The sequence below is a fragment of the Actinoplanes campanulatus genome, from assembly GCF_014647795.1.
In the GTDB taxonomy this organism is placed as follows: Bacteria; Actinomycetota; Actinomycetes; order Mycobacteriales; family Micromonosporaceae; genus Actinoplanes; species Actinoplanes campanulatus.
Genome location: NZ_BMPW01000001.1, coordinates 132,989 through 154,794, shown reverse-complemented (window position 1 = coordinate 154,794; position 21,806 = coordinate 132,989). Strand labels below are relative to the sequence as shown.

The window sequence follows — 21,806 nt, the reverse complement described above, 5'->3', positions numbered from 1 at the left end:
GCCTGCGGCGCGGCCGGCGGGCTGAGTCCCTGCCGCTCCGCTGCGCGAAGCGGCCCTAATCGGGAGGAAGTAGGTCTACTTTCGAGTTAGATCGGTGGTCACCGTCCGGACGCTCCACCTCGTTGTCTTGAGGCGAGGGCCGCCGAGACCGGGCGTCGCCGGGGCGGCCGGGTTGGCAAGCCCGGGACTCATTCCGGCTGGGCTTGATGTTCACCCGGATTGCACGGGCGGGTTGCCGGCCGGCTCGGTGGGGGGGGCGGTCAGTTGGCGAAGCGGTGTGTTCGCCAGCCGGGTGGGGGTGGCGTTTCCGACCACAGGGAGAGCAGGGCCGCGGTGGCGGGGAAGAGCGGCTGCGGCAAGCGGGCCGAAGAGTGCCACTCCCAGCGTTCGAAGACGTGGGGTTCCAGCGGGTGGGGCTCGCCCGTGGTGAAGTCGGCTGCCACGCCGGCGGCGAGTCCGCCCTCGACAACGTTGAGCGCGACTCCGAAGGCTCGTGGGTGGGCGACGGTGAGACCGGCTTCTTCGAGGGTCTCCCGCTCGGCCGCATGCTCGAAGGACTCGCCATGTTCCAGATGGCCGCCGGGTAGGCACCAGGTCGGCGTCTCGCCCCGCTTGATCCGGCGTCCCAGAAGCACGGCGCCATCCGGCCGCAGAAGGACCATGCCGACACCGACTGCCGGTCGGGCGCCGGGCGACTCAACCAGTTCGGAAAGCTGATCAGGCATGCCGCCCATTCTGCCGTCCGGGTAGGACGCGAACACACACGAGCCGCGTCACCCACATCGACGAGAGAAGCCGGCGACGGCATCGGCCGCCCGCACCCTCAGCGTCCAACATCACCGGGGGCATCACCACCTCACCGCCCCACGATCTTGGACGTATCGCCACCTCCCGCAGTGGCAAAACGTCCAAGATCCCGGGGCGATGGGGTGGCTTCGCGAGAAGCGCCAACCCGCCAAGCGCGATCTTGGGAAATCGACCACCTGAGTGGGTGGGAAAGCGTCCAAGATCGCGCTTGGCGGCGTTGGTGTTCGTGGAGCGAGGGCGGGCGAGGGCGCGCGAGGGCGGGCGAGGGTGCGCGGGGGTGCGCGAGGGTGCACGGGCGTGGGCGGCGCGGGCGGGCGGGGGTGTGCGGTGTGGGTGAGGGCGCACGGGCGGGGTGCGCGGTGTGGGTGAGGGTGCACGGGCGTGGGCGGCGCGGGCGGGCGGGGGTGCGCGGGGGTGGGTGAGGGCGCACGGGCGTGGACGGCGAGGGTGCGCGAGGCGGGCGGGCGCGGGCGAGGGAGGGGTACGGGTGAGGGGTTCGGGTGGAAGTGCCTCCCGTCCGCCCGGGCGCGATCTTGGACGGTTTACCGCCACCGGCGGTGGGAGAACGTCCAAGGTCGCGCCTGGGTGGTGGGGCTTTGTGGGGGTCGCTGGCTTGTCTGCCGTGATCTTGGGGGGTTGGCCACCTGCGGTGGTGGGGGAACGTCCAAGGTCGCGTTTGGGGCGGTGTGGTGGTGAGTGTGGGAATGGAGGGGTGGGGTCGAGCGGTGGTGAGGGGTCGGAGATGGCGAGAGGGCAGAGGTGGTGAAGGGTCGGGGGTGGTGAGGGGTCAGGGGGTGGTGAGGGGTCAGGGGGTGGTGAGGGGTCAGGGGGTGGTGAGGGGTCAAGGGGTGGTGAGGGGGGTTAGGGCTGTTAGGGCTTCGGGGGAAAGGGGGCCCCGGGCTTCGGCGGTGAGGCATTCGGTCAGTTCGGTGCGGTTCTTGACGCCCAGGACCACGGTGGAGACTCCGGGGACCGTGAGGGCGTAGCGGTGGGCCAGGGCGGCCGGGGTCTCGCCGAGTTCGGCGGCCAGCTTGCGGTAGGGCTCGGCCCGGGCGAAGTCGACGGCGGCCGGATGGGTGGGCGGGACCTCGCGGTCCAGGGAGCTGGTCAGGGAGCCGGCCGCGACGACGCGAATGGCGGTCACCGCCACGCCGGCCGCGGTGGCGGCCGAGATCAGGGCGGCGTTGTCGGGGCGGACCGTGTCGCCGTGGATCCACAGGTCGCCGTTCTGGTTCAGGGGGTTCACGACGATCTGGGCGGTGTCGGGGCGCGGCGTGTGGTGGAACGCCTCGATGATGGGGGCGGGGTCGCCCACCGCGGTGATGCCCCAGCCTCGGATCAGGCCCTCGTCGCGGAGCGCCTCGAAGGTGGGGACGATCTCGTCGCGGTACTCCTCGGGGGAGATCGTCTCGTGCAGGGTGGTTCCGGTACGGCGGAACTGGGTGTGCAGCAGGAGCACGTCCAGGTGGTCGCGGTTCAGCCGGGTGAGGCTGGCCTGGAGGCTGCCGCGGATGCGAGCGGCGGAGGCGCCGTCGGGCAGCTGCACCTTGCTGGTGATCATGACGTCGGGGGCGGGCCGTAGGCGGAGGGCTTCGGCGACCGCGCGCTCGGATTCGAAGTCGGCGCCGTAGCTGGGGGCCAGGTCGAGCATGGTGATGCCGGCGTCGAGTGCCGCGTGGACGGTTGCGACGGCCTCGCCGCGGTCGGTTCCGCCCCACACACCGGCGATGCCGCCACCACCCAGAGTCAGCGCGCTGATCTGTCCCAGGCGGCCGAAGTCACGCAGTTCCATCACTGTTCTCCCCTCGTGGCGGGCTTGCCGGTATCGACCGTAGAACCTGGAGCGCGCTCCAGATCAAGTGATGGATTCTCTTCGGCGTGCCGTCGACGGGCGATTGTCCAGCAGGTGAATAATGCGTGCTCTCACGTTGCCGGAGCAGCGAAGATATCGATGCCGGAGCGGTGCGGACATCGTGGCGGGAAGGGGGAACGGTGGACGTCGTGGCGCAGTGGGTGAGCACCGAGTGGACCAAACGATCGCGGGGTGGCCCGGGTGCGGCGCGGCGTAACGCGGTGCCCGTGGGATTCCGTCTGCCGGGTCGCCGGTCCGGTGTCGTGCACGAGGTGTCCATAACGGAGCGTAATGACTTCGTGCCGGTCGAGTCGATCGACGTGGTGGCGCCGGAGCGGGAGCCGGGCGCGGGCCGGTCGGGTCTGCGCCTGGTGCGGGCGGACAAGGGCGTGCGGGTCGAGTTGCTGCTCGCCCGGCACGGCGCCCCGGGCCGGGATCGCCGGCCGCCGGGCGTGTGGCTGGGCCCGGGGCAGTGGCTGCGCTGGCAGGTGAACTACCGGATGTCGTGGCCGGTGATCGAGGGTGGTCGGTGGGAGTACCGGCAGGACACCCTCAATCTGGCGGTGGGCCCGGCCGATCCGGAGCTGTTCTTCGGCGAGCCCACCCGGCACGTCGACGAGCGGGGTTTCCTGAGGTGAGGAGGGCGGCTACTTGCTCGGTTCGGGGACGTCGCAGTTCACTTTCGGGTTGACGCCCATCCAGTTCAGCGGGCCGGCGAGCGTGGTGACGATGACCGTGCCGGCCTCCGCGCAGCTGGCGTCTTCGCTGTCGGAGAAGTAGCCGCGCTCGTAGGCGGCGATCACGCCGAGCACGAGCCAGATGACGATGAGAACAGCACCGATGCGCATGAGAGCCTCCAAACGGGGATGAGCAGCGGATACCCCGTTGGAGGCGATCATTAAACGGGCTTGCGGGCCTGCAACGTGTACGTGTGCGGCAATCGGAAAGGCTTTTCGGTGAGCTGCCACTCACCGTCGTCGAGCTGGCGCATCCGCCCCGGCAGCGCTTCCCACGGCACGCTCTGGTGTTCCTCGAGCCCGGTGAGGACGAGCCCGGCATCGAGGACCGCGGTGACGATCTCGCCGATGCCGTGGTTCCACTCGTGGGTGACGCTGTGGGTGAATTCGTGGTCGGTGGCCACGTAGGTCCCCGGCTCGTCGTAGATCTGCGGCTGCTCCTGCTCGAAGTACGGCTCGGACAGGGCGATCACCTGGTCGGTCCGGTCGTAGTCGAGCGCCCACAGCACCGGGTGCCCTTCGCGGATGAACAGCCGGCCGCCCGGCGCCAGCAGCGACGCCACGGTCTGTGCCCAACGTTCGACGGAGGGCAGCCAGCACAGCGCCCCGATTCCGGTGTAGACCAGGTCGAACTCCCCGTCCAGGGCATCGCGTGCGGCGTACACCTCGCTCTGAATGAAGTTGATCTTCGCGCCTGCGGAGAGGGCGACGGCGCGCGCCTCGGACAGCGAGGCGCCGGAGAAGTCGAGGCCGGTCATGTCGGCGCCGAGCCGGGACAGCGAGACGGTGTCGGTGCCGATGTGGCACTGGAGATGCACGCCCCGCAGCCCGGCCACGTCGCCGAGGCGTTGTCTGTCGAACCGCACCACGTCGCTCAGGTGCGCCGGATCCTCGGCGAACCTGGCGACGCGGTAATCGGGTGAACTCGCATGGGCGGCCGCACGGTCGTCCCAATTGGCCCGGTTGATCGAGAGATAGTCGGTCATATTCCGGACGCTATGCGATCACGGAACCAGAGCGCACTTCGTTTAGGCGTACGCGTCTGGGTCTCGTAATCGACGTGCACCAGGCCGAACCGTTTCGCGTAGCCCTCGGCCCACTCGAAGTTGTCCATCAGCGACCAGGCGAAATAGCCGCGCACGTCGGCGCCCTGGGCGCGGGCCGCGGCGACCGCGTCGACGTGGGCCGTGAGGTACGCGGTCCGCTCGGTGTCCTCGACGAACCCGTCGCCGTCCGGGTGGTCCTCGTAGACCGCGCCGTTCTCGGTGACCACGAGCGGATATCCGTAGTCGCGGTGCAGCCGCAGCAGCAGGGTGGTGAACCGGTCCGGGGTGATCGGCCAGCCCAGGTCGGTCTGCGGCACGTCCGGCTTGATCTCCCGCACCACCGGGTGACCCGAGGCGTCGACGGTGTTGCCGTCGAGGTCACGCCCGGCGAAGTCCTGCCCGAAGTAGAAGTTGACCCCGAGCAGGTCGATCGGCGTCGAGATGATCTCCATGTCGCCATCCTGGACCGGCAATTCGTAGCCGCGGGCCGCGAGGTCCGCCACCACGTCGGCCGGGTAGCGGCCGTGGCGCAGCGGGTCCAGGAAGATCCGGGCCACGTTGCCGTCGGCCCGCCAGGCCGCCGCGATGTCGACCGGATCGTCCGAGGCGGGCGTGGCCGTGCCGATGTTCAGCGGGATGCTGACCGTCTTGCCCGCCTTCTTGAGCATCGAGGCCTGTAGGCCGTGCGCCAGCAGCAGATGGTGGGTGGCCGCGACGGCCGCGCCGAAGTCCCGCCGGCCGGGTGCGAAGACACCGTATGCGTAGCCGAGGTAGGCCACACACCACGGCTCGTTGACCGTCGACCAGTTCTGGACACGATCGCCCAAGCGGGAGAGGACCAGCTCGGAGTAGTCGGCGAGCCGGTAGGCGGTGTCCCGGTTGGTCCAGCCGCCCGCGTCCTCCAGTTCCTGCGGCAGGTCCCAGTGGTAGAGCGTCAGCCACGGCTCGATCCCGTTGCCCAGCAGCTCGTCCACCAGCCGGTCGTAGAAGGCCAGGCCGGCAGGGTTGGCCGGACCGCGGCCGTTCGGCTGGACCCGGGTCCACGAGGTGGAGAACCGGTAGGCGTTCACCCCCAGGCTCTTGATCAGCTGCACGTCGGCCGGCATCCGGTGGTAGTGGTCGCACGCCACGTCCCCGGTCTCCCCGACCACCTCGCGAGCGAACGTGTCCCAGATGGACGGTGTGCGCCCGTCCTCGGCGGCCGCGCCCTCGATCTGATAGGCCGAGGTGGCCACGCCCCAGGTGAACGCCATCAGCTCTCCACCAGCCAGCACGCCACCGAGCGGTCCCCGTGCGGGGTGAGCACCGGGACCTTCGAGGAGCACGGCTCGAACGCCTTCGGGCACCGCGGGTGGAACGAGCACCCGCTCGGCATGCCCTTCAGATCGGGCGGGGAGCCGGGGATGCCGGTCAGCTCACGGCGCGGGCCGCGCAGGGCCGGGAAGGACCCCAACAGACCTGAGGAGTACGGGTGAAGCGCGTCCCGGTAGATCGCGGCGGCCGGCGCCTCCTCGACGATCCGTCCGCCGTACATGATCGCGATCCGGTTGGAGAACTCGACCAGCAGCGACAGGTCGTGGGTGATGAAGATGACCGAGAAGCCGAGCCGTTCGCGCAGCTCGACGAGCTGGCCGAGGATCTGCCGCTGCATCACCACGTCGAGCGCTGTGGTCGGCTCGTCCATGATCACCACCTGCGGCTGGAGGATCAGCGCCATGCCGATCATGACGCGCTGCCGCATGCCGCCGGAGAGCTGGTGCGGGTAGGCGTCCATCCGGTCCGGCGCGATGCCGACCAGTTTCAGCATCTCCCGGGCCCGGGCGTTGCGGCTGTTCTCGCTCATCTTCGGGTCGTGGGCCCGGAGCACGTCGGTGAGCTGGGTGGAGATCTTGTGCACCGGGTTGAGCGAGTTCATCGCGCCCTGGAACACGATCGCCGTCTCGGCCCAGCGGAACGCCTGCAACTGCCGGTCGGTGAGGCTCAGGACGTCGTACGGGTCGCCCTTCTCCGGGTGGTAGATCACCTCGCCGCCGGTGATCACGCCGGGCGGCGGCAGCAGGCGGGTCATCCCGTAGGCGAGGGTGGACTTGCCCGAACCACTCTCGCCGGCCAGGCCGAGCACCTCACCGCGGTGCAGGGTGAGGCTGACGTCGCGGATCGCGTGGACCGCCTGGTCGCCCAGGCCGTAGTCGACGTTGAGGTTGCGGATCTCGATAACCGGCTCGCTCATGCCATTCCTCCGCTTCGCTCCGGACTGGCATGGATGAAACTGAGCTCGATGGTGAGCTCCCTTCGGTCGCTCACGGGAGGGGCTCCTTACGGATGACCGGGGTGAAGCCGATGCGCATCCGTACCGTACGCCCGGTGTTGGTCTTGATCTTGGTTTTTCCGGCGCTGCGGAGCCGGGGGCTGACGAACTCGTCGATGCCGAAGTTGACCAGCGCGAGGGAGGTGCCCAGGATCGCGATGGCGAGACCGGCCGGCACGAACCACCACCAGGCGTTCTGCGCGAGCGCCTGCTGGCCCTGCGCCCAGAACAGGATGGTGCCCCAGTTCCACGTGGTGGCCGAGGTGACGCCGATGAACGCCAGGGTGATCTCGGAGAGGACGGCGAAGATGACCGTGCCGACGAAACCGGAGGCGATCACCGCGGTCAGGTTCGGCAGCAGCTCGAAGGTGATCACCCGCCAGGTCCGCTCGCCGGTCGCGCGGGCCGCCTCGACGAAGTCGCGCCGTCGCAGCGACAGCGTCTGCGCCCGCAGCACCCGGGCGTTCCAGGACCACGAGGTGAGGCCGATGACCATGGCGATCAGCCAGTCCTCGGCGTTGTTCAGGGTGGACGTGATGATGATGATCAGCGGCAGCGCCGGGATCACCAGGAACACGTTGGAGAGCGCGGAGAGCACCTCGTCGGTCTTGCCGCCGACGTAACCGGCGGTCACGCCGATGATCACCGACAGCACGGTCGCCACGATGCCGGCGAAGAAGCCGACGAACATGACGCTGCGGGTGCCTTCCAGCAACTGGCTGAACACGTCCTGGCCCAGGTGGGTGGTGCCCATCCAGTGTTCGGCGGACGGCGGCTGGACCAGATCGTCGCCACGGGCGCCCGGGTCGTACGGGGTGATCCACGGCCCGATGACCGCGAGGATCCCGTAGATCGCCAGGATGAACAGCCCGACGGCCGCCTTCTTGTTGGCCACGAACCGGAACCGTTGCCGTTTCGCGGGCACCGCGACCGGCGCCACCTGCTCCATCGTCACAGCGGAAGCGGTCATCGCCTCAGCCCTCCTTGCGGGTGCGCGGGTCGAGGAGCAGGTACGCGATGTCCGCCAGAAGGTTCGCCACCAGCACCGAGATGGTGATGATCAGGAAGATGCCCTGCATGAGCGGGTAGTCCGAGGCGCCCAGCGCCTGGAACAGCTGGAAACCGACGCCCGGGTACGAGAAGACGATTTCCACGAGCAGGGTGCCGCCGACGATGAAGCCGAGCGACAGCGCGAAGCCGGAGACGTTGGGCAGCAGCGCGTTGCGTGCCGCGTAGCTCATCGCGACCCGCCGGTCGGACAGGCCCTTGGCGTGCGCCACGGTGATGTAGTCCTCGGACGAGACGGTGACCATCATGTTGCGCATGCTCAGGATCCAGCCGCTGACCGAGGAGATCAGGATGGTCAGCGCGGGCAGCAGGCTGTGCTGGATGGCGCTCGGGATGAAGTACTGGTCGAAGGCCGGCACCAGGCCCGCGTCGAAGCCGCCGGACGACGGGAAGAAGCTGTCCGGGCCGGTGAGCAGGTAGATCGCGATGATGCCGAGCCAGAAGTAGGGCACCGACGACAGGAACGTGGTGACCGGCAGCAGGCCGTCGGTCCACGAGCCGCGCCGCCAGCCGGCCAGCACGCCGAGACCGGTGCCGAGCAGGAAGCTGATCACCGTGGTGATGCCGACCAGCAGCAGCGTCCAGGGCAGGCTGTTGCTGATGATCTCGGAGACCGGCGTGGGGAAGAAGGTGAACGACAGGCCCAGATCGCCGGAGAGCAGCTGCTTCCAGTAGCTGACGTACTCCTCCCACAGGTTCGCGTCCTTGTTCAGGCCGAACAGGACGTACAGGGAGTCGATGGCCTGGGAGCTGAGCTGGCCCTGGTACTTGGTGACCAGCGCCTGCACCGGGTCGCCGGGGATCATCCGGGGGATGAGGAAGTTCAGCGTGATCGCGGCCCACGCGGTGAACAGGTAGAACGCGACGCGCTGGAGGAAGTACTTCACTTCGCCACCTCTTCGGTGTCGTACAGCCAGCAGGCGGCCCAGTGGCCGGGCGAGTCACCGATCTGCAACGGCACCGGCAGGTCGGTCGAGCAGCGCGGCATCGCGGAGGGGCAGCGCGGGTGGAAGCGGCATCCGCTGGGCGGGCGGATCAGGCTCGGCGGCTCGCCGTTGTCCTTCGGAGAGGCGGCGTCGGAGACGCCGGTGAGCCGGTCCGGGTCCGGGGCGCTTTCGATCAAGAGCCGGGTGTACGGGTGAGCCGGCGACTGCGTGACCGTCTCGCTGTCGCCACCCTCCACCATCCGGCCCGCGTACATGACCATCGTCTGGTCGGCGAAGTACCGGGCCGACGCGATGTCGTGGGTGATGTAGAGGATCGCCAGGTTGAGGCGCTCCTTGAGATCACGCAGCAGGTTCAGGATGCCGAGCCGGATCGACACGTCCAGCATGGACACCGGCTCGTCGGCGAGCAGGGCCTCCGGTTCGGCGCCGAGCGCGCGGGCGATCGCGACCCGCTGCCGCTGGCCACCGGACAGCTCGTGCGGGAACTTGTCGAGGTACCGCTCCGGCGGGGTGAGCGCGACCCGTTCGAGCAGGGTGTGCAGCGCCTGCTCCAGCTCGGCGTCGGTCGACCCGGCGTTGCCGTGGACCTTCAGCGACCGGGTCAGGTGGTAGCGGATGGTGTGCACGGGGTTCAGCGACGCGAACGGGTCCTGGAAGATCATCTGAACCCGGGCGCAGTAGCGGCGGAACGCCGCACCCGCCTTGACCCTGGTCGACGCGCCGTGCAGCCGGATGTCACCACCGGTACGGGGATAGAGCTGGGCGAGCAGGCGGGCCACCGTGGACTTGCCCGAGCCGGACTCGCCGACCAGGGCCACCACCTGACCGCGCCGGAGGGTGAGGTTCACGTCATCGACGGCGTGAACCGCGTCATGCCGGTTGGAGAAGAGATCACGCAGTCGCCGGCGGACGGGGAAGTGCTTGGTCAGGCCGATCGCCTCGAGCACCACCTCGTCGGCCGGCGCCTTCGCGTCCGGGATCGACGTCATGCCGGAGTTCCTTCTTGCAGGGAGGGCGGGCGCCCCGGGAACGGACCGGGGCGCCCGCGAGAGGGGCGATCAGGAGTTGGCGGGCTGCAGCTTGAGCACGACGGTCAGCGCGCCGGCCTGGGTGGGCTGGAGCGGGGCGTACGAGTCGGCGTCCGACGGCCAGCCGACCCAGTTCTTGGTGCTGTACGCGCCACCGACGTTGTCCGAGCCGACCGGCAGCATCGGAGCCTGCTCCACGAAGATCTTCTGGATCGTCGCGAGCGCCGTCTTGCGGGCCGCCTCATCGGTGGCGTTCGAGTACGCCTTGAGCGCGGCGGTCGCCTCCGGGCTCTGGAAACGGCCGAAGTTGCCCTGCTGGGCGGCGGTGCCGAGCGGCTTGTAGAGGTCGCCGTCCATCACCGTCTGGTAGATGTCGAACGGGGTCGAGCCGCCGTTGGTCCAGCGCAGGGTGGCGTCGAAGTCACCCTTCTGCACGTTGGCGTCCCAGATGTTCTGGTTCGGCTTCTCGACGGTGGCCTCGATGCCGATCTCGGCCAGGTTGCTCTTGATGATCTCCAGCGTGGTCTGGTAGTCGGACCACGGTCCCGGGTCGGTCAGCTTGATGGTCACCGGCTTGCCGGACTTGTCGAGCAGCTTGGTGCCGTCGAACTTGTAGCCCGACTCCTCCAGCAGCTTCTTGGCGCCGGCCGCGTCGACCGAGAACGTCTTGCCCTTGTACTCGTCGGCGATGTAGGCGTCACCCGCGCCCTCCGGCAGGCCGGTGACGCTCTTGATCTCCGGGTGGAAGTACCCGGCCTCGGCCTGCACGAAGATGTCGTTGCGGTTGATGACCATGTTCATGGCCTGCCGCAGCTTCGGGTCGTCGAACGGCTTCTTGGTGGTGTTGATGTAGAGGCCGTGGATGCCCAGCACGCCCGGTGCCCAGACCTTGAAGTGCTCCGGGTCCTTGGCGACGAAGGTCTGCTGGTAGTTCGGGATGAAGACGAAGCTCCACTCCGAGGCGCCGCTCGACAGAGCCGTGGCCTGCGCGTTGTTGTCGGCGAAGGAGGTGTAGCGCAGCTCCTTGACAGCCGGTTTGGTACCCCAGTAACCGCTCTCCCGGGCGGCAAGGATCGTGGCCTGCTGGGAGAACGACTTCAGGACGTACGGGCCACTGCCGACCGGCTCCTTGATGGTGTCGGTGGCCGGGTCCGCGATCTTCTCCCAGATGTGCTTGGGGACGATCGGGGTCTGCCCGATGACCTTGTGGTGCGTGGTGAACTGCGAGGTCTTGAAGGTCATCTTGACCTTGTTGCCGTCCGCGGTGATCGAGTCGTACGGAATGGCGAAGATGTTGAGCGCCTCGTTGCTCTTGATCATGGTGTGCGTGAACACCACGTCCTCGGCGGTCAGCGGCTTGCCGTCGGACCAGGTGGCGCCGTCCCGGATCACCAGGTCGACGGTCTTGTAGTCGGCGGACCACTTGATCTCGCTGGCCAGCCACGGGGTCAGCGGCTCGGACGGCCGGGTGTTGTTCCACTGACCGAGGGGCTCGTAGATCATCCAGCGGTAGCCGAGCGAGGCGCCGGCCGAGGTCCCGATGAACGGGTTGTTGTTCTCGGTGACGGTGCCGTTGGGCATGCCGATCGACAGGAAGTCGACCTTGCCGCCGTTCGCGGCGTTCTTGTTGTCGTTCGGCGAGTCGCCGCAGGCGGCCAGTCCGCCACCGGCGAGCACACCGGCCAGGGCGAGAGCGAAAAGCCTTCTTCTCTGCATCGAAAACGCTCCTTGCGGAAATCAGCGCGGTGAAAGGGGTGAGAGGGGTGCCCGAGGGCGTGCGGCATCGCGTGACCGGCCGTCGGCCGGCCCCGGGTGCCACCGATCGCCGGCCGTGGGGCGGCCGGGCGGTGCGAGGACCTATGTGGGTACGGGTTACGTGTCGGAGATCAGGTGGAGGAGCGGACCGTGAAGGTCGCCGGGATGATCGTCGGCCGGTTGGGCAGCGGAGTGCCCTCGAAGTGGGCGAGGAGCGCGCGGGCCGCCGCCTCGCCCATCTCCCGCATGGGCTGATGGACCGTGGTCAGCGGCGGCTGCGTGTGCGCCGCCATCGGGATGTCGTCGAAGCCGACGACCGCGACGTCCTCCGGGATCCGGCGGCCGGACTCCAGCAGCGCCTGCATGGCGCCGGCCGCGGAGATGTCGTTGTGGCAGAAGACGGCGTCGAAGTCGATACCGGCCGCGATCGCCCGGTGGATCGCCGCGGCGCCGACGTCGAAGGTGAAGTCGCCGAGCATGATCCGCTCCTCGCTCACCGGGTGGCCCGCCTCGGCGTAGACCGCGGCGAACCCGTCCCGGCGTTGCTGGGTGCAGCCGAACTGGGACGGGCCGGTGATCATGAGCGGCTGGTGGCGCCCGATCGCGAGGAGGTGGCGGGCGGCCGCGCCGGCGCCCGTGTGGTTGGTCGTGCCGACGCTCGGGATCCGGCCCGCCTGCTGGTCGCGATCGTCGATCAGGACCATCGGCAGACCCCGGGAGTGCAGCGTGGCGATGTAGTCGAGGGTGCCCTCCGGCTCGATGACCAGCAGCCCGTCGAAGGACTTGGCCGCCACCTGCGCGGCGAACTGGCGCATCGAGTCCTCACCGCGGTTGCAGGTGAAGAGCAGCAGGCCGTACTCCTCGGCTTCGAGGACGTCGACCGCGCCCTGCACCACCTCGCCCATCCAGGGCCAGGTGAGCGAGGGGACCAGCATGGCGACCACCCGGGTGCGGCCGCGGGCCAGGTTGACGGCCCGGGCGCTGGGCACGTAGCCGAGCTCGTCGATGACCGCCCGGACCCGCGCGGCGGTGGTCTCGTCCAGCTCACCCTTGCCGTTGAGAACCCGGGACACGGTGGTCTTGCTGACCTTGGCCCGGGCCGCCACGTCGGCGATGGTGATGGCCACGCTCGCTCCTCGATGTTGCCTGTGGTGTTGCCTTTGCGTTTCGGAACCGGTTTCGGTACCGGTTCCGGCAGTCAACCCCAGTGAGGGCGGTCACGTCAACGTGCCGAGCGACCTATTTCGATTTCAAGACGGTAACCGCGCTGTTGAATCCGCATTTATCGACAGGTTCGGGAGAATGACCCCGAGTGGGGCGTCGATCACCAGATCGGCATAGGGCTCCCCACGGGTGACGCCCCGGTTCACGATCGCCACCCGGATCCCGTCCCGGACCGCGCGCAGCACGAACCGGCGGCCCGACATGACGGTCAGCGACGAACCCAGGATGAGCAGCGTGCGGGCCTGCTGGAGAAGGCCGAACGCGCCCGCCACCCGGTCCGCCGGGACGGTCTCGCCGAAATAGACCACATCCGGCTTCAACACCCCGCCGCAGGCCCGGCAGTCCACCACCGCGAACCCGGCCACCTCGGCGTCGTCCAGCTCCACGTCCCCGTCCGGGTTGATCGTGGTCGCCACCGCCGCGAACCCCGGGTTGGCCGCCGTGAGCCGCTCCTCCAGCTCGTCCCGGCCGGAGAGCGCACCACAGTCCAGACAGACGATCCGGGCCAGGTTGCCGTGCAGCTCGATCACGTCCCGGGCGCCGGCCGCCTGGTGCAGACCGTCCACGTTCTGCGTGATCACCCCGTCGACCAGGCCGCTCCCCTGGAGCCGGGCCACCGCCCGGTGGCCGTCGTTGGGGCGGGCGCCGCCGATCGTCCGCCAGCCGAGATGGCTGCGCGCCCAGTAGCGCCGCCGGGCCACCGGATCGCCGGTGAACGTCTGGTACGTCATCGGGGTGGAGCGGCGGGCCGAACCGGACGGACCCCGGTAATCCGGGATCCCCGAGTCGGTGGACAGGCCGGCGCCGCTGAGCACCACCACACCGCCCTCGCCCACGAGCGCGTCCAGCCGCCCCAACTGCTCCACCACCTGTAGGTCCATGACACACATGGTCCCTCGCACGGGTGACGGATCGAGAACCCCGTACGGGTGGCCGTGGCGACTTCGGCCGGTGCGCGCCGATTCGGCTGCGAGTAATTTGACTTGGAGGTGCTCCATGGAACCCGTCCTACAGACCATTCTCGGAGCGGTGCCGCAGGCCACCGCGTTCTGGCTGCTGATCCCGCTCGCCCTGGCCATCGCGGTCGCCGTGGCGGCGCTGCCCCGCGGCGTGCGGGCCCCGGCCGTACCGGTCGCCGACGACAACCGGTACGCCGCCGAACTGGAGGCGGCCGCCGCCGAGGCCGCCGAGACCGCCCAGCGCCGTCGCACCGAGTGGCTGGCCGCCCAGACCACCGTCGACGAGGCCTGGCAGGCGTACGAGGAGGCCTCCGAGGCGGCCCGCCGGATCGCCGCCGCCACCGCCTTCCCGCTGATGAGCCGCCGCCGCAAGCCGGGGGAGAACGTCCACCGCCAGCGCTACCTGCACCGCGTCGCCACCGAGCTGTGCCGCTCCCGGCAACTGTCGATCGCCCAGCTCGCCGACGTCTTTGCGCACCGCGGCTGGAACCCGCGACTGCACCCGGTCCAGCAGGAGCCGATCCTGCGCAACGCGGTCCGGGCGTTCCGCCTCGAGGCGTACCGGAAAGCCGTCGAGCGGGAGCGGGCCGCCTGGCGCGGGGCCGAGGCCGCCGCCGAGACATTGCGCACCCTGCGTGCCGACGCGGCCGCCGCCCGGCTGGCCGGTCCCGCGGCCGAGACCGCCGAACAGCACTGGTGGACCGAGCAATGGACACCGGCGGAACTCCACGCCGCCGTCTGATGTCCACGTCCGAGCCGCGCACCGTTCCCAGCGGACGGTGACGACCGCCCGGTAACCTGGCCGGGCGGGACGGCGGTACAGACGCGGCAAGGAGGCGATGGTGACGATTACTCCCGCAGGTGGTTCCTCGCCTGTGGTCCGGATTCACCGGGCGGCACTGATCGAGGACGCCGTGCACGAGATGGTCGAGCGCCGTCTGCGCGGTCGCGGCTGGAAGCCGTACATCACCGCGTACACCGGTTACGGCGCTCCCGGCTGGGCCCGGGTGATGGCCCGTGTGCTGCTCAGCCGCCCCGGACGGGTCCGCCGCAAGCGGGAGAAGATCCGCGGCTGGCGCAGCTTCACCACCACCCCGGTGAGCAACGCCCTGGTCCGCATCGAGGTCGGGGGGACCGTCACCGAGGCGCGCACCGACCGCAGCGGCTACCTCGACGTCATGGTCAAGGGCGACCTCGACCCGGGCTGGGGGAGCGCGAAACTCTCCACCGAGGGCACCGTCCCGATCGACGCCCCGATCCGGGTGATCGACCCCACGGTCAAGTTCGGTGTGATCTCCGACATCGACGACACGGTCATGGTGACCACCCTGCCCCGGCCGCTGCTCGCCGCGTGGAACACGTTCGTCCTCGACGAGCACGCCCGCGCCGCGGTCCCCGGCATGGCGGTGCTCTACGAGCGGATGGTCAACGCCCACCCCGGCACCCCGGTGGTCTACCTCTCCACCGGCGCGTGGAACGTGGCGCCCACCCTCACCCGGTTCCTCAGCCGCCACCTCTACCCGGCCGGCCCGATCCTGCTCACCGACTGGGGCCCCACCCCGGACCGCTGGTTCCGCAGCGGCCAGGAGCACAAGCGCAAGTCGCTGCGCCGCCTCGCCGCCGAGTTCCCGGACGTGAAGTGGCTGCTCATCGGCGACGACGGGCAGCACGACCAGGAGATCTACTCCGAATTCGCCCGGGAACACCCGGACAACGTGGCCGCCGTGGCGATCCGCCGGCTCTCCCCGACTCAGGCCGTGCTGGCCGGCGCCATCCCCGGCCCGTCCGAGACTGCCGAGGTCGTGCCCTCCGGCGGCAAGGCCTGGTTCTCCGCGCCGGACGGCGCCGGCCTGTGGTCGCTGCTGCGCGACACGGACCTGATCTCCTAGGGCTTGTCCACCTCGGGTCTGGTGGTCGCCTCGGCGACGCGCGCGTGCAGCTTGCCCCGGATCTCGTCCGGAGTGTAGGCGCGGCGCCTGCGCTCCGCCCGGGCGATCACCACACCGGTCGCCGCGACTCCCGCCAGCCCTGCCAGTCCCGCTATCTTCCACCACCGCATGAGCCGAGAATAGACACCGTGGTTGCCGAACTCAGCCTCGACGAGGCCATCGACCTGACCCGTACCGGTGACATCTGGATCTTCCGGGGTCGTTCCGGCCCGGACCGGGCCATCCAGACCCTCACCAACAGCCCGGTGAACCACGTCGGCATGTCCCTGGTGATCGACGACATGCCGCCGCTGATGTGGCACGCCGAGCTGGGCAGATCCCTTCCGGACATGTGGTCCGGCAGCTTCCAGCGCGGCGTCCAGCTGCACGACCTGCGCGACGCGGTCACCGTCTGGGCCCGCCGGTACGGTCAGCGCGGCTGGCTGCGGCAGCTCGACCCGGGCGTCACCCGCGCGATGGAGGACAAGGCGCTCAAGACCGTGGCTCGCCTGGACGGCACGCCGTTCCCGTCCACCTCGCAGCTCGCCTTCCGCTGGCTCCGCGGCCGGGTGCCGCAGATCCGTCTGCCGTGGAAGGAGGGCGAGGTCAGCGACGCCACCCTGGAGAAGGCGTACTGCGCCGAGGTGGTCGCGGTGACCTACGAGGACATGGGCCTGCTGCCGCGCGGCCGCAAGGCCAACTGGTACGACCCGGGCCGCTTCTGGAGCGGCGACGAACTCGAGCTGGCCGCCGGATTCACTCTCGGGGAGGAACTCACGGTCCGCGTGCCCGAGGCCTGACCGGGCCCGTCCGGCGGAGAATGAGCCGCATGAGCGAGCGCCCGACCGTCGGCGTGACCGGATGAGCCGCCTGGTCGGCAGGGTGACCGAGGTTGTCGCCCTGGACCGGCTGCGCGCGACGGCCGCCACCGGCTCGGGCGCCGTCGTGCTGATCACCGGCGAGGCCGGCATCGGCAAGACGGCGGTCGTCGAGGAGTTCTCCGCGCGGGCGGCCGCCGCCGGGGCCACCGTGCTGACCGGCCGCGCCGACCCGGGCGAGGGGGCGCCCGCGTTCTGGCCGTGGTCGCGCCTGTTCGACCACGGCTCCGTGCTCCCCGGCCCCCTGCCGGCGGCGGGCGGCGACCCCGGTGAGCCGCCGGCGACCGTGCGATTCCGAACCATCCACGCCACCGTCCAGCTCCTGCGGACCGCGGCGGCCGCCGCCGACGGCGGCCTGGTCCTGGTCCTGGAGGACCTGCACTGGGCCGATCCCGCCTCACTCGCCCTGCTCGCCGCCCTGGCCCGGGACGTGGCCGACGCCCCCATCCTGGTCGTCGTCACCGCCCGCACGCTGGACATCGATCTCCCCGGCGCCGAGACCCTTGCTCTCGGGCCGTGGAACCAGGCGGCCGTCACCGACTACCTGACCCAGCACACCGACGGCCCGGTACACCCCTCCTGGCCGCAGGTGGTGCACCGGCTCGGTGGCGGGAACCCGCTCTACACCCGCGAACTGGCCCGCCTGCTCACCGGCCGCCTTCGCCGTCCGGCCACCGCCGTCGACCCGCCAGACGGCCTGCTCCGCCTGGCCGGCCGCCGGACCGCCACCCTCACCCCGGCCTGCCGCGAGCTCCTCGGCCTCGCCGCCGCCCTCGGCCCGGAGATCGACGTCCCCCTGCTCGCCCGCATCACGGCCGCCTCACCGCCGGCCGGCGCCGGTATCGAGCCGCTTCTCGCCGAGGCGATCGAGGCCGGGGTGCTGGCCGAGGACCGGCTGACGCCGGCCCGCCTCAGGTTCACCCACGAACTGCTCCGCGAGGCCCGCTACGCCGAACTGTCCCGGACCGAGCGGATCACCGCACACCGCCGGATCGCCGAGACCCTGCACGGATCCGGCGCCGACCCCGCCGAGACGGCCCGGCACCGGATCCGCTGCGCGGTCGACGACGATTCCCGCCGGGCCGCCCGGGACGCCTGCGAGGCGGCGGCCCGCGAGGCCGGCCGCCGGCTCGACCATCACGCCGCGGCCACCTGGCTCGGACAGGCCCTCGACCTCTTCCCGGCCGACCCCTACCTGCGGCTGAACCGGGCCCGCGCCGCCAGCCGCGACGGCCTGCTCACGCTCGCCGTCGCGGACTGCGCCGCCGTACTCGATCTGGCCGAGGCCGAACAGCGCCCCGACCTGGCCACCGCGGCCGCCCTGGTCGTCCGCGGCTACGGCGGCCAGGTCGCCCCGGCCCTCACCCGCCTCTGCGAACGCGCCTTGACCCTGTCCGGCACCGAAGCCGATCAGGCGCCGGCCGTGCCCGGCGCTGAAGGTGGTCGGGCGGACCGCGCCGAGCTGCTGGCCCACTATGCGTTTCTGCTGGTGGAGACCGGGAACCACGCCCGGGCCGAGGATTTCAGCCGCCAGGCGATGGCGCTGGCCGAGCGAACCGGCGACCCCCGCGCGACGGCCGCCGCCGTACACGCCCGCCACGAGGTGCTGGACCCGTTCGCCGACACCGGCGAGGTTCTTGATCTGGCCGGGCGCAGCTGCCGCCTGGCCGCCGCCTCCGGCCGGGTGGACGCCGAGCTCTGGGGCCGTCTCTGGCGGCTCGACGCCCTGCTGACCCTCGGGGACCTGCCCGCCTACGACGTGGAGATCACCGGCCTGGCCACTCTCGCGGACCGGATCGGCTGGCCGGTCGCCCGCTGGCACCTGCTGCGGGCCCGCGCGGCCCGCCTGCTGCTCAGCGGCCGCGTCAAGGCGGCCCGGGAGACGGCGGACGAGGCGTTCACTCTGGCCGGGACGTTCCAGGAGCAGCCCACCCGGGAACTGCACTCGGCCTTCCTCACCTGCCTGGCCCCGTTCACCGGCGAGCCACCACCGTGGCCGGCCGATCTGCCCGGTGCGATCGCCGACTACGGCGCCGAACCGATCGTCGCCGCGAACCTCGCCCGCCTGTCGATCCAGGCCGGCGACCGGGCGGCCGGAACCGAGTGCGCCCGCCGCCTTCGCGCCATGCTGCCGGACCTGCCCCGGGACGGCCGGCACACCTTCGTGGCGCTGACCACCGGGGAACTGGCCGCCTGGCTCGGCGACCCCGATCTCACCGCCACCGCGTACGCCCTGGTGCTGCCCCGCGCGGACCGGTTCCTCAACGCGATGACCGCCTGCTACGGTGCGATCGCCCGCCCGCTCGGCCTGATGGCCGCCGCCCTCGGCGACCGGGAGGCGGCGGCCCGGCACTTCACCGACGCGATCACCCGCGAGGAGCGCTGCGGTGCCGCGCCTTTCGCCGCGCAATCTTTTGTGGGGTACGCCCGGAGCGTTCACGATTCCGATCCGCGCCTCGCCCGTACCCTTGCCGGTCAGGCTCTCGCCATCGCCCGCCGCCTGGCCCTGCCCGCCCTGGTCGCCGAGGCGGCCGAACTGACCCGTGACGAGTTGACCGCCCGGGAACGGGAGATCGCCACCCTGGCCGCCGAGGGCCTACCGAACCGCCGGATCGCCGACCGCCTGCACATCTCCGAGCGGACCGTGGAGACGCACGTCCGCAACACCCTGGCCAAGCTGGGCGTCACCAACCGCACCCAGCTCGCCGCACGCCTGCGCCCCGGCGCCGGAACTCAGTACTGACACTGAGGCGCCCGCGCCCGGTCCGCGACAGCCTGTTCCCTTAACGTCATCCCCACGGATAAATCCGGGGGATTTCCCAGCTCAGACCGCATCCGACCCACCACCCCGAAGGGAGTCGAGCCGCATGTCTTACATCGTCAGCACTGGCACGGTCACGCTCCGCCGTGGCAAAACTTCGACAACACGCATTCATTCCAGCTGGTTTGGTTCTCACCGGCCGGACGTGGCGAACGTTAGCACATCTGTTCACTTGCGCCCCACGGGTGGGACGCCGGATCCGCCTTGGCGGCGAACCGGCTTTCCGTGTCCTGCTCCGCAGGGAATCCGTTTCCTCCCCACGGCTGAAGCCGGGGGTTTCCACGGAGGTTTTCGATGACGACGAATCAGCTCACCGGCATCCGTCCCGGCACCTACCTCCTGGACCCGGCCCGCTCGTCCTGCCGGATCACCGCCACCCACGTGTTCGGCCTGCGGCCGGTGACCGGGACGGCGGCGGCCGCCGTTTCCTGGACACCGCGAACCATCCGGAGATCGGCTTCCGCAGCACCGGCCTGCACCCGGACCCGGCGGGCTGGCGGATGACCGGCGTGCTGGCGGTACGCGGCGGCTGCTGCGACGTGACCCTCGACGTGGACCCGGCCGTCCCGGTCGGCGACGGCTACCGCCTCACGGCCGTCTGCCGGGTCGACCGGGTCGCGGCCGGCGTCACCGCCGGCCGCCCGCTGATCGGCCGGCACATCCGGGTCGAGCTCGACCTGTGGGTCAGCGGCCCGAACGGCGGTCGCTGAAACGGGTCGAGAACGCGGCTGCGCCTCCGCCCGAGGTGGTGCGCTGCTGGGGCGTACCGGATCGGGGTGTGGAAGCGGAACCACGCGCCTGGCCCGACCCGCGCTGAGCCTGGCCGGAGCCACGCGACGGCTCCCGCTGGGCCTGGCCGGATTCGGGTGACTGACCGGATCCGGCCCCCCGGCGAGCACCACGCCGCCGGCCCGGGCTCTGCACCCGGCCCTGGCTCTCCCCGCCGGGTTCCCGTGCCGGGCCGGCCGTTCGGGGCCGGCCGGTGGGTTCCTGGGCCGCCGTTCGGGGCCGGCCGGTGGTCGCCGGAGCGGACGGCTGCGCCGCGGACGCCGAGGACTCGGGGGAGGCGCCGCGGCCGCGGCGGGGACGACGGGAGCGGCCCGCCGTGCCCTCGGCCGGAGCCTCCGGGGAGGCCGGGCGGGACGGGGCCGGACGGGACGCCGGCGGAGTGGTCACCGGGGCGGTGAAGGTGCGCTCGCCCGGCGCGAGTTCGGCGAGCAGGGCGTCGCCCGGCCGGGTCCGGGTGGTCACCGGCCGGATACCGGCCTTGCGGGCCAGGTCACGGACGTCGGCCTGCTGCTCGTCGGTCATCAGCGTGATCACCGTGCCGCGGGCGCCGGCCCGGGCGGTACGGCCGGAGCGGTGCAGGTAGGCCTTGTGCTCGACCGGCGGGTCGGCGTGGATGACCAGCGCCACGTCGTCGACGTGGATGCCGCGGGCCGCGATGTCGGTGGCGACCAGGGTCCCCGCGGTGCCGTCGGAGAACGCCGACAGGTTGCGGTTGCGGGCGTTCTGCGCCAGGTTGCCGTGCAGTTCGACGGCCGGCACCCCGGCCGCGTTGAGCTGCCGGGTCAGCACCTTGGCCCGCCGCTTGGTCCGGGTGAAGACGACCGAGCGGCCGGGCGCCGCCAGCAACTCGACGAGTACGCCGAACCGGTCGTCGTCGCGCACGTGCAGCACGTGGTGGTCCATCTCGACGGGCGCCTGGGCGGCCGAGTCGACATGGTGGGTCACCGGCTTGTGCATGAAGGACCGCACCAGCACGTCCACCCCGTTGTCGAGGGTGGCCGAGAAGAGCAGCCGCTGGCCGCCGGACGGGGTCTGCGACATGAGCCGCCGCACCACCGGCAGGAAGCCGAGGTCGGCCATGTGGTCGGCCTCGTCGAGGACGGTGACCTCGACGGCCTCCAGTGAGGCGTGTCCGCCGCGGATGTGGTCGTCGAGCCGGCCGGGGCAGGCCACCAGCACGTCGACGCCCGCTTTCAGGGCTTTGATCTGCGGGTTCGGCCCGACGCCGCCGAAGACGACGAGGGTACGCAACCCGGCCGCGTCGGCGAGCGGGCGCACGGTGGCCTCGATCTGGGTGGCCAGCTCCCGGGTGGGCGCAAGGATCAGCGCACGCGGGCGGCCGGGCCGGGCCGGGGCCCTGGACGCGGCGAGGCGGGCCACCACCGGGATGGCGAACGCGTACGTCTTGCCGGAACCGGTGCGTCCTCGGCCCAGCACGTCGCGGCCGGCCAGTGAGTCGGGCAGGGTGGCCGCCTGAATGGGGAACGGGGTGGTGATCCCGAGCCGGTCCAGTGCCGTGGTGAGGACGGCGGGCACGCCGAGCTCGGTGAAGGTCTGCATGAAGATGGGAACTCCGGGTGGTCGATTGCTGATCATTTTACCCGGACACGGTCCGCAACCACTTCGCACCTCAAGGTGAACCCCGCGGCACTCAGCGCG

Annotated in this window: 21 protein-coding genes; 7 read left to right on the top strand and 14 right to left on the bottom strand. The window is 70.9% G+C overall.

The window, feature by feature from the left end; translation table 11 throughout:
- Positions 1 to 260 precede the first annotated feature (260 nt).
- Together IEZ13_RS00725 and IEZ13_RS00720 are read right to left on the bottom strand one after the other, a co-directional pair.
- Entirely contained in the window at positions 261 to 725 is a 465-nt protein-coding gene (locus IEZ13_RS00725; protein ID WP_183215595.1) for a nucleotide triphosphate diphosphatase NUDT15, read from the bottom strand.
- A gap of 923 nt (positions 726 to 1,648) precedes the next feature.
- A complete protein-coding gene (locus IEZ13_RS00720) occupies positions 1,649 to 2,599 on the bottom strand; it encodes an aldo/keto reductase (protein ID WP_183215592.1) in 951 nt (316 codons plus the stop codon).
- Positions 2,600 to 2,931: 332 nt separating this feature from the next.
- On the opposite strand from IEZ13_RS00720, the gene IEZ13_RS00715 reads away from it, so the two are divergent.
- Positions 2,932 to 3,297 carry a hypothetical protein gene (locus IEZ13_RS00715; RefSeq protein ID WP_221244910.1) on the top strand — a complete coding sequence of 122 codons (366 nt, stop codon included), beginning with the start codon at positions 2,932 to 2,934 and terminating at the stop codon, positions 3,295 to 3,297.
- Positions 3,298 to 3,306: 9 nt separating this feature from the next.
- Here IEZ13_RS00715 and IEZ13_RS00710 read toward each other — a convergent pair whose 3' ends face one another.
- From IEZ13_RS00710 to IEZ13_RS00665, 10 genes are all read right to left on the bottom strand, one after another.
- Positions 3,307 to 3,507: a hypothetical protein gene (locus IEZ13_RS00710; protein ID WP_183215588.1), complete on the bottom strand. Its 201-nt coding sequence runs from the start codon at positions 3,505 to 3,507 to the stop codon at positions 3,307 to 3,309.
- A 50-nt stretch (positions 3,508 to 3,557) separates the two neighbouring features.
- Complete coding sequence (locus tag IEZ13_RS00705) at positions 3,558 to 4,382, bottom strand: class I SAM-dependent methyltransferase (protein WP_183215586.1); 825 nt, start codon at positions 4,380 to 4,382, stop codon at positions 3,558 to 3,560.
- Positions 4,379 to 5,695, bottom strand: a complete 1,317-nt coding sequence (locus tag IEZ13_RS00700) for a GH1 family beta-glucosidase (RefSeq protein WP_183215584.1) — start codon at positions 5,693 to 5,695, stop codon at positions 4,379 to 4,381. The genes IEZ13_RS00705 and IEZ13_RS00700 overlap by 4 nt, the downstream gene beginning before the upstream one ends.
- Positions 5,695 to 6,672 (bottom strand): ABC transporter ATP-binding protein, encoded by a 978-nt coding sequence (locus tag IEZ13_RS00695; RefSeq protein WP_183215582.1) that lies wholly within the window; start codon positions 6,670 to 6,672, stop codon positions 5,695 to 5,697. The genes IEZ13_RS00700 and IEZ13_RS00695 overlap by 1 nt, the downstream gene beginning before the upstream one ends.
- A gap of 70 nt (positions 6,673 to 6,742) precedes the next feature.
- Complete coding sequence (locus IEZ13_RS00690; protein WP_183215579.1) at positions 6,743 to 7,720, bottom strand: ABC transporter permease; 978 nt, start codon at positions 7,718 to 7,720, stop codon at positions 6,743 to 6,745.
- 4 nt (positions 7,721 to 7,724) lie between these two features.
- Positions 7,725 to 8,705 carry an ABC transporter permease gene (locus tag IEZ13_RS00685; protein WP_183215577.1) on the bottom strand — a complete coding sequence of 327 codons (981 nt, stop codon included), beginning with the start codon at positions 8,703 to 8,705 and terminating at the stop codon, positions 7,725 to 7,727.
- Positions 8,702 to 9,754: an ABC transporter ATP-binding protein gene (locus tag IEZ13_RS00680; protein WP_183215575.1), complete on the bottom strand. Its 1,053-nt coding sequence runs from the start codon at positions 9,752 to 9,754 to the stop codon at positions 8,702 to 8,704. The genes IEZ13_RS00685 and IEZ13_RS00680 overlap by 4 nt, the downstream gene beginning before the upstream one ends.
- Before the next feature lie 69 nt (positions 9,755 to 9,823).
- Positions 9,824 to 11,509, bottom strand: a complete 1,686-nt coding sequence (locus IEZ13_RS00675) for an ABC transporter substrate-binding protein (protein ID WP_183215573.1) — start codon at positions 11,507 to 11,509, stop codon at positions 9,824 to 9,826.
- A gap of 170 nt (positions 11,510 to 11,679) precedes the next feature.
- Positions 11,680 to 12,675, bottom strand: coding sequence for a LacI family DNA-binding transcriptional regulator (locus IEZ13_RS00670; protein WP_183215571.1), 996 nt, complete (start codon positions 12,673 to 12,675; stop codon positions 11,680 to 11,682).
- Between the two features lie 123 nt (positions 12,676 to 12,798).
- Complete coding sequence (locus IEZ13_RS00665) at positions 12,799 to 13,662, bottom strand: NAD-dependent protein deacetylase (RefSeq protein WP_183215569.1); 864 nt, start codon at positions 13,660 to 13,662, stop codon at positions 12,799 to 12,801.
- Between the two features lie 106 nt (positions 13,663 to 13,768).
- Between IEZ13_RS00665 and IEZ13_RS00660 the strand changes: the two genes are divergently transcribed.
- Both IEZ13_RS00660 and IEZ13_RS00655 read left to right on the top strand, forming a co-directional pair.
- Positions 13,769 to 14,473 carry a hypothetical protein gene (locus IEZ13_RS00660; RefSeq protein WP_183215567.1) on the top strand — a complete coding sequence of 235 codons (705 nt, stop codon included), beginning with the start codon at positions 13,769 to 13,771 and terminating at the stop codon, positions 14,471 to 14,473.
- A 97-nt stretch (positions 14,474 to 14,570) separates the two neighbouring features.
- Complete coding sequence (locus IEZ13_RS00655; protein ID WP_183215565.1) at positions 14,571 to 15,620, top strand: App1 family protein; 1,050 nt, start codon at positions 14,571 to 14,573, stop codon at positions 15,618 to 15,620.
- On the opposite strand, the gene IEZ13_RS00650 is transcribed toward IEZ13_RS00655, so the two are convergent.
- Complete coding sequence (locus IEZ13_RS00650; protein ID WP_183215564.1) at positions 15,617 to 15,790, bottom strand: hypothetical protein; 174 nt, start codon at positions 15,788 to 15,790, stop codon at positions 15,617 to 15,619. The two genes, IEZ13_RS00655 and IEZ13_RS00650, sit on opposite strands and share 4 nt — an antisense overlap.
- Before the next feature lie 18 nt (positions 15,791 to 15,808).
- Here IEZ13_RS00650 and IEZ13_RS00645 point away from each other — a divergent pair, with 18 nt between their 5' ends.
- The 4 genes from IEZ13_RS00645 (at position 15,809) to IEZ13_RS00635 (ending at position 20,068) form a co-directional block, all read left to right on the top strand.
- Complete coding sequence (locus IEZ13_RS00645) at positions 15,809 to 16,459, top strand: hypothetical protein (protein ID WP_183215562.1); 651 nt, start codon at positions 15,809 to 15,811, stop codon at positions 16,457 to 16,459.
- 61 nt (positions 16,460 to 16,520) lie between these two features.
- Positions 16,521 to 19,280, top strand: a complete 2,760-nt coding sequence (locus IEZ13_RS00640; protein WP_183215560.1) for a helix-turn-helix transcriptional regulator — start codon at positions 16,521 to 16,523, stop codon at positions 19,278 to 19,280.
- A gap of 372 nt (positions 19,281 to 19,652) precedes the next feature.
- Positions 19,653 to 19,862 carry a hypothetical protein gene (locus IEZ13_RS46255; protein ID WP_229794461.1) on the top strand — a complete coding sequence of 70 codons (210 nt, stop codon included), beginning with the start codon at positions 19,653 to 19,655 and terminating at the stop codon, positions 19,860 to 19,862.
- Positions 19,787 to 20,068 (top strand): YceI family protein, encoded by a 282-nt coding sequence (locus IEZ13_RS00635; protein WP_229794445.1) that lies wholly within the window; start codon positions 19,787 to 19,789, stop codon positions 20,066 to 20,068. Before IEZ13_RS46255 ends, IEZ13_RS00635 begins: the two co-directional genes overlap by 76 nt.
- Here IEZ13_RS00635 and IEZ13_RS00630 read toward each other — a convergent pair.
- Positions 20,043 to 21,707, bottom strand: a complete 1,665-nt coding sequence (locus tag IEZ13_RS00630) for a DEAD/DEAH box helicase (RefSeq protein ID WP_183215558.1) — start codon at positions 21,705 to 21,707, stop codon at positions 20,043 to 20,045. The two genes, IEZ13_RS00635 and IEZ13_RS00630, sit on opposite strands and share 26 nt — an antisense overlap.
- Positions 21,708 to 21,806 lie beyond the last annotated feature (99 nt).

Coding starts and splice junctions, on each gene's coding strand:
- IEZ13_RS00725 (WP_183215595.1), bottom strand. CDS start 725: ATGCCTGATCAGCTTTCCGAACTGGTTGAGTCGCCCGGCGCCCGACCG.
- IEZ13_RS00720 (WP_183215592.1), bottom strand. CDS start 2,599: ATGGAACTGCGTGACTTCGGCCGCCTGGGACAGATCAGCGCGCTGACT.
- IEZ13_RS00710 (WP_183215588.1), bottom strand. CDS start 3,507: ATGCGCATCGGTGCTGTTCTCATCGTCATCTGGCTCGTGCTCGGCGTG.
- IEZ13_RS00705 (WP_183215586.1), bottom strand. CDS start 4,382: ATGACCGACTATCTCTCGATCAACCGGGCCAATTGGGACGACCGTGCG.
- IEZ13_RS00700 (WP_183215584.1), bottom strand. CDS start 5,695: ATGGCGTTCACCTGGGGCGTGGCCACCTCGGCCTATCAGATCGAGGGC.
- IEZ13_RS00695 (WP_183215582.1), bottom strand. CDS start 6,672: ATGAGCGAGCCGGTTATCGAGATCCGCAACCTCAACGTCGACTACGGC.
- IEZ13_RS00690 (WP_183215579.1), bottom strand. CDS start 7,720: ATGACCGCTTCCGCTGTGACGATGGAGCAGGTGGCGCCGGTCGCGGTG.
- IEZ13_RS00680 (WP_183215575.1), bottom strand. CDS start 9,754: ATGACGTCGATCCCGGACGCGAAGGCGCCGGCCGACGAGGTGGTGCTC.
- IEZ13_RS00675 (WP_183215573.1), bottom strand. CDS start 11,509: ATGCAGAGAAGAAGGCTTTTCGCTCTCGCCCTGGCCGGTGTGCTCGCC.
- IEZ13_RS00665 (WP_183215569.1), bottom strand. CDS start 13,662: ATGTGTGTCATGGACCTACAGGTGGTGGAGCAGTTGGGGCGGCTGGAC.
- IEZ13_RS00660 (WP_183215567.1), top strand. CDS start 13,769: ATGGAACCCGTCCTACAGACCATTCTCGGAGCGGTGCCGCAGGCCACC.
- IEZ13_RS00655 (WP_183215565.1), top strand. CDS start 14,571: ATGGTGACGATTACTCCCGCAGGTGGTTCCTCGCCTGTGGTCCGGATT.
- IEZ13_RS00650 (WP_183215564.1), bottom strand. CDS start 15,790: ATGCGGTGGTGGAAGATAGCGGGACTGGCAGGGCTGGCGGGAGTCGCG.
- IEZ13_RS00640 (WP_183215560.1), top strand. CDS start 16,521: ATGAGCCGCCTGGTCGGCAGGGTGACCGAGGTTGTCGCCCTGGACCGG.
- IEZ13_RS46255 (WP_229794461.1), top strand. CDS start 19,653: ATGACGACGAATCAGCTCACCGGCATCCGTCCCGGCACCTACCTCCTG.
- IEZ13_RS00630 (WP_183215558.1), bottom strand. CDS start 21,707: ATGCAGACCTTCACCGAGCTCGGCGTGCCCGCCGTCCTCACCACGGCA.